Here is a 7,244-nt window from a genome sequence, read left to right on the forward strand (position 1 = left end):
GCTCTGTGCCATCGGCATCTGTGACAGTTAAGGTTACTGTCGCGCCTATTTCATCGCTAGAACCTGTAATAGTTGGTGTAGTGTCATTCGTCGCTGTAATTGGATCAATATCAAACGTGGGCGCTTGCGTATCAATTACTCCGCCGGTTTCTGTATCGCTGGCGGTATTACCCGCTGCATCCGTGACACTGGCATCTACCGTAAACGCACCTTCAGCTAAATCAGTCGGCACATCCACTGACCACGTACCATCAGCTTGTACTGTGGCAGTTAGGTTTTGTTCCACACCGGCTGCGTCTGTCACAGTTAAAGTCACTGTCGCGCCAATTTCATCACTGGAGCCTGTTATCGTTGGGGTGGTGTCATTCGTCGAACTTAATGGATCAATATCAAATGTGGGCGCTTGCGTATCAATCACGCCGCCGGTTTCTGAATCGCTGGCGGTATTACCGGCTGCATCCGTCACGCTGGCATCAACGGTAAACGCACCTTCGGCTAAATCAGTGGGCACATCTACTGACCAGGTACCATCAGCTTGTACTATGGCAGTTAGGTTTTGTTCATTGCCTGCTGCATCTGTCACGGTTAACGTCACTGTCGCGCCTATTTCATCACTAGAACCCGTTATCGTTGGCGTTGTATCATTGGTGGCAGATAATGCATCAATATTAAAACTAGGAGCTTCATTAGTTAGATCAAACGACGATGTTGCTTGAGCCTGATTTCCGGCGGAGTCAGTAATACTTGCTGAAACAGTAATTTCGCCATCCAGTAGTGGCTCTGGTACATCTGCACTCCAACTCCCATCAACACTAACAATTGCTGTAAAGGTATATGTATTCAAGCCATCTGAAACAGTGATACTTACCGTACTACCTACAGGCTCATCTGTTTGCCCACTAATAGTCGGGGTTGGATCATTTACCGCGCCAATACTATCAATAGAAATAATTGGTGCTGAAATATCAATTACACCACTGCCTGAAGTTGATGCTAGGTTTCCAGCCTCATCTGAAATTGTGGCTGTAACTGTGAACTCCCCTTCGTCTAATGGGAGTTCAGGGCTTATTGCCCAATTACCATTGGCGTCCACCAGCGCCACTAATGTATATATACTTCCAGCGCTGTCTGTAATAACCAGTGTCACTTCACTACCTATTGGCGCATCTGTTGTTCCATTAAATAGTGGAGTGCTATCATTCGTTAAAGAGTCAAAATTAAGAGTAATACTCGGCGCTGTCACATCAATAACACCCGTTAAACTATTACTTGCTTCATTATCAAAGCTATCAGTTACAGTGGCCGTAATTGAAAACTCTCCTTCAACTAACTCTTGTGTTGGTGTAACAGTCCAATTACCTTGGGCATCAACTACAGTAAATAACGTTTCTGTTTGACCATTCAGTGCGGTGATGATTATGGCAACTTGATCGCCCTGCACCGTATTTTGTGTACTACCTGAAATTGTTGGAGTAGTATCATTTGTTTCGCCAATAACATTGATTGAAATAGAAAGTAAACTTGAATCAATCAAGCCAGTTTGTGAATCTGAAGCTTCATTACCTGCCGCATCAGCTACAGTAGCAATGACCAAAAACTCTCCCTGAGCTAAGCTATTAGGAACTTCAATTGAAAAGCTACCATCGCTTAAAACATGAGTCATGAATTGCTGCTCAACACCGTCAGAGTCAGTAACTATCAAGCTAACGATTGAACCTGTAGTAGCTCCTTGTACTTGCCCTGATATAACAGGAGTGCTGTCTGCCCCCTCATTAATTGAATCTAAATTAATGAGGGGGGCAGTTAAATCAACCACACCAACAGTTGAATCAATAGCTTCATTTCCAGCGCTATCAGAAACTGTTGCTGTTATTGTGAACTCACCCTCAGAAAGTAATTTATTCACTCCTACTTGCCAGCTGCTATCAGCATTAACAACTGTCGTTAATAATTGTTGATTCCCATCACTATCAATAACAATAACAGTAACGGACGTACCAACAGCAACACCTGAAACACTTCCAGATATAATAGGTGTAACATCATTAGTATCTGTAAAGTCAGCTATGTTAATCGTCGGCGCTGTAGTATCAATATTACCTGTACTAATATCTTGAGCTGTATTGCCTGCAGCATCTTGAGTATCTGCAACAACGTCAAATTCGCCTTCTGCTAGCTCATTACTAACTTCGATAGACCAACGTCCATTCGATGCAATGGTCGTAGTTAGCACTTGTACTGTTCCTGCATTATCCGTAATAGTCAGAGTAACGGTGCTTCCATCAGGTAAACCGAGTGTCGTACCAGTTAAAGTAGGCGTTAAATCACTTATATCACCAATAAAGTCAATGAAAACTTCAGGAGACGTTAAATCAATAGTGCCTGTTGCTGTTGCAGTACTGCTATTACCCGCAGCGTCAGAAACACTTGCAGTGACAGTAAAATCACCTTCATCAAGCTCGTTTAAAACATCTGCTTGCCAGTTTCCATTTAAATCCACTGTCGTTGTTAGTGTTTGTTGAGCACCATTGCTATCCGTAACTAGTAATGTAACAACTGTACCAGCGTCTACATCTAAAACAGTCCCAGAGATTAAAGGAGTCGTGTCATTTGTATCTGCAATAGGATTAATTTGAATCGTTGGGTCGGTTAAATCGATTACTCCAACTTCAGTTGCTTGTGCAGTATTACCTGCAGCATCTGTCACAGTAGCAGATACCGTAAACTCACCTTCAGCAAGTGGAATACTTGCTTCTACAGACCAATTTCCATTTTCATCTGTAAGTACCTCTATTATTTCAGCTTGCCCATTACTGCCAACAAAAGTAACGGTCACCAGCGCGCCAGGCTCCACATCTTGAGTTGAACCAGAAATAACAGGTGTAGTATCATTTGTATCAATAATAAAATTAATACTCACGGTTAAATCTATATTACCAACGGCGCTCGCTTGTGCTTCATTACCTTGAGGGTCTGTAACCGTTGCAACGACTGTAAAGTCTCCTTCAGGTAAAGGTTCTCTAAGTTGAATAGACCAGGAGCCGTCAGCTTGAGTAATAGCTAGCAACGAAAATGTATTACCATCACTAGTTGTAATGGCAAGTGTAATTGTACTACCAGGTGCAACCCCTTCAGTTGTACCACTCAAAAATGGAGTCGTATCATTAGAATCAGCAATTGCATTTATAGCGATTGTTATAGCTGAAAATGAAATTTGACCGACAGTTTGTGCCGATGCGCTATTACCTGCTGTATCAGACACTGAAGCAGTTGCAGTAAATTCTCCCTCAGCTAAGGCTAGTGAAGCTTCAATACTCCAACGACCGTCGTTATCAACTTGTGCTGTTAATTGCTGTAACACACCAGCACTGTCCACAACATCAATAGTCAGTATTGTGCCAGGTTCTACACCTTCAACTTGACCAAAAAAGGTAGGTGTTGTGTCATTCGTGTCAGCGATTGATGAAATAGTGATTTCAGGAGCAGTTAAATCAATTAAGGCTCTTTCAATATCTTGCGCTTGGTTATTAGCTGCATCCGTAACAGTAGCTAAAATACTAAACTCACCTTCAGACAATTCATTTAATACATTGACTGCCCAGCTACCATCAGCATTACTTAAAACGGTAAATGTTTGCTCTTGGCCATTAAAGTCAGTAACCATAACTATAATTGCAGTTCCTTGAGGGACTCCCTGCACTGAACCTGTAATTATTGGAGTAGTATTTTGAGAATCATCAAGCGGTAAAATATTAATCGTAGGAGCTGTCAAATCTATCTGATTTATCGCTGTATCCGAAGCTTGATTACCCGCAGAGTCTGCTACCTGAGCCGTAACTGTGTACTCTCCTTCACTTAATAACTCGGAAACTTCAATTGACCAACGACCATTATCATCCACTATACTAGTAAAGGTCTGTTCGTTTCCTGCTGCATCTAAAACACTAACAGTAACTAGACTGCCAACAAACACCCCACTCACCCCACCGTTAATAACAGGGGTTGTGTTATTTGATGGGGCTAAAGCATCAATAGTGATGATGGGGGCAGTTAAATCTACTATCGCTAAAGTAGAGTCAACGCCTTGATTGCCTGCATCATCAGTTGCAACAGCATCAACGGTATAAGCACCTTCAGATAAGGCTTGTGTTGTTAATGACCAATTACCTTGCTCGTCTATAACAACAGTAAAATTTTGAACTTGCCCTGCGCTATCAGTCACCGTCACGAGCACATTATTACCCGCCGCCACACCTGCCACAGAGCCACTTATTGTCACTATTTCAGAAGATGAGTCAGCTAATGCATTAATACTCACAACAGGTGCCGTGGTATCAATCTCTGCGGTGATTGTCTCGGTAATCGGATTTCCATCTGAATCTGTAACTGTCGCATCTATCACAATAGGGCCATCTATTAGTGGCTCTTCTACAGCAGCTGAAAATGTACCATCCTCTTCAATTACGACAACTAAAGTTTGCGTCTCCCCTGCAGAATCCGTGATTATCATAGTAACAGCTTGGCCAGCCAGATTTTCACTCGTACCGGTGATCACAGGTTGCGCATTGTTTATCAAACCCAAGTCGTTAATAGTTAATGATGCCAATTGATTGGTCTCTGGTAACACGCCATCGGTGGTATCTCTTAAACTAAAAATCCCATCATTAAAACTTTCGTAACTATCATCAAACGATAAACCGTTATTACTCAAAGCTTCAGCAATTCGAGTCAATGTAACAAAGGATGTACCACCACCAGACGTACCCGGTGTATTGCCACCAGCAGCAGTTGCATCTAAAGCGTCAAGAATATCTCCATCACCTTCTAACGCTTGCAAAAAGTCTGTTACATCTGGATTTTGTGTATCTGTGGGGTCTTGTGCTTCGGGTGAGTTCAAACTAGCAATAGCATCATCAATTGATTCATCAAACAAGGTGGTTTCAGAGTCATCTCGAGCGGCTTGTGCCATTAAATCAGGCGTAATTTTAACTCTTTGATTTGCAGGTATCGCGAGTGACAAACCTTTGACATCGATTATTAACGAAGAGTTTGCTGCAGTTACAACAATCTCGCCAACAGTCACTGTGTCGCCTAATGTTAGCGTGCGAAAAGAGCCATCGTCTAAAGCAACCTGTACTGTGCCTTGTACGTCAATAACTAATAATTGATTTGCATCCATGATTTCACCTACTCAGTCAAAAAAATTTGCTATATAGATAAAATTTAGACAAACCGTACTAAAGAGCTACTGGACTAAAGTACAGGGCTACAAAAAAAGAATTAAAAAAATACGACTAAAATAGGTGGTATAAATTAATTTTCATGCTACTTCATAATTAGATTTGCACTATTTAACTTCATTGTCTAAAACTTAATTAGAGGTGCTTCTAACTGATCTAAGAGGATGCAATGATTAGAAAAAATAGCATAAAGCAAAGTAAAACTATCTTGGCTATTGGCCTAACTTTAGCCATAAATGGAGTTATACCTAAAGTGCATGCGGAGGAAACTTCCTTAATGCCTTTAACCTATGTTGCTGACAAAGCAATTTCTAATAACCCTGAAGTACAACAAGCATGGCATGCATTTAAGGCATCAGTGTATGGTGTTGATGCCGCTTATTCGGGCTATTTACCCACTGTAGATGCCACTGTTAGCGCTGGCTATGAAAAACGCAACTACGGCGTCGAAAACGAATACAATCGTAATACTGCAGAGTTAACTCTAGGGCAAATGCTATACGATGGCTTTAGAACATCAAATACAGTAGAGCGCTTTGAGCGTATTCAACTAATTCGTTATTTTGAAATGATGTCGCAAGCAGAACAAATCGCATTAGAGGCCAGCGCAGCTTACATCGATGTACAAAAGTTCACTCGCTTAGTTGAACTTGCTCAACAAAACCTAAAAGAGCACGAGTCTGTGTATCAACAAATCGAACAAAGTGTTGGTGCAGGCGTAGCCCGTGCTGCCGATTTAGAACAAATAAGTGGCCGTCTCTCATTAGCCCAATCAAACGTAATGACCGAATATGCAAACCTACATGATGTAAGTGCCCGCTATTTAAGAGTTGTTGGTGAACTACCTCAACAAGGCACAGTTGAGGCAAGGCTAAGCGAAGACAGTATACCGATTTCAATAAATCAAGCTCTTGATATCGCTTATAAAAACAGCCACGACTTTTATGCGTCGTTATATAATATTGCCGCACAAGAGGCGAATGCCCAAGCACAAAAATCTGCATTTCACCCAAATGTTGATTTATCAGCTCGTTATGGCACACAAGACCGTGATGAACTTGGATTTAATGAAACACGTACAGAAGCACGAGTCGGTATAGATGTTAGCTATAACTTGTACAAAGGAGGCCTTGATAGTGCTAATTTAGAACAAGCATATCAAGAGGTTAATGTTGCAAAATACCAGCGTGATCAGTCATGCATAGAGATTAGACAAAGCCTACAAATAGCTTATAATAATGTGAAAGTACTTGAAAGCAAACTACCAGCATTAGAGCAACACAAGCGTTCATCTAATAAAGTGAAATTTGCCTACAAAGATCAGTTTGATATTGGCCAACGTACATTGCTTGACGTCCTTGATGCAGAGAACGAATCTTTTCAATCTACCCGCTCATATATCTCGGCACTTTATGAGCGCCAAGAAGCGATTCTAACCATGCTAGCGCAAATGGGTAAACTTTTACCTACACTCAATGTTACATCAGATAAATTTCCTAAAATAAGTGATTTAACTGACGATCCGCTTGCGCACAACCCTGAAACTATTTGTCCTAAATATGACGTTGGAGCAACTATAAACCGCCAAGCTTTTTTACAAAAAAAGAAAATGCAAGATAACGCCTATATGTCAGTGACCGCAATGCCAAGGTACTTAGAGGCACCAGCATTAAATACGACATTAAACAGTATGAGTGACTTTCAAGATGATGATGGTGATGGTGTTGCTAACGAAAATGATGGCTGTCCAGCAACACCTGCTTTTACTGACGTTGACGAAACAGGCTGCACAAAATATAAAGCTGATTCTGCCAATGTAGAAATTGGCATCCCGTTTTCAGCCGACTCCAGTGAGGTACGCCCACAATACATGCAAGAAATACAACGGTTAGCTGACTTTTTAACTCAACACCCCAACAAAAAAGTTGAAATCCAAGGCCATGCCTCATTAGAGGGTCCTGCATTATACAACCGTAATACCAATGCTATTTATTAAGTGATCAA

At 41.4% G+C, this 7,244-nt stretch carries 2 protein-coding genes; one reads left to right on the plus strand and one right to left on the minus strand.

Going from position 1 to position 7,244, the window contains the following annotated elements; all coding sequences use genetic code 11:
- Nucleotides 1-5,179, minus strand: a 5,179-nt coding sequence (locus B5G52_RS21555; protein ID WP_140394364.1) for a retention module-containing protein, incomplete at its 3' end; no start/stop codon positions are given.
- A 230-nt stretch (nt 5,180-5,409) separates the two neighbouring features.
- Between B5G52_RS21555 and B5G52_RS21560 the strand changes: the two genes are divergently transcribed.
- Nucleotides 5,410-7,236 carry a TolC family outer membrane protein gene (locus B5G52_RS21560; protein ID WP_087534694.1) on the plus strand — a complete coding sequence of 609 codons (1,827 nt, stop codon included), beginning with the start codon at nt 5,410-5,412 and terminating at the stop codon, nt 7,234-7,236.
- Nucleotides 7,237-7,244: the final 8 nt, after the last annotated feature.

This window comes from Pseudoalteromonas sp. A601 (genome assembly GCF_002165575.1).
Classification (GTDB): Bacteria; Pseudomonadota; Gammaproteobacteria; order Enterobacterales; family Alteromonadaceae; genus Pseudoalteromonas.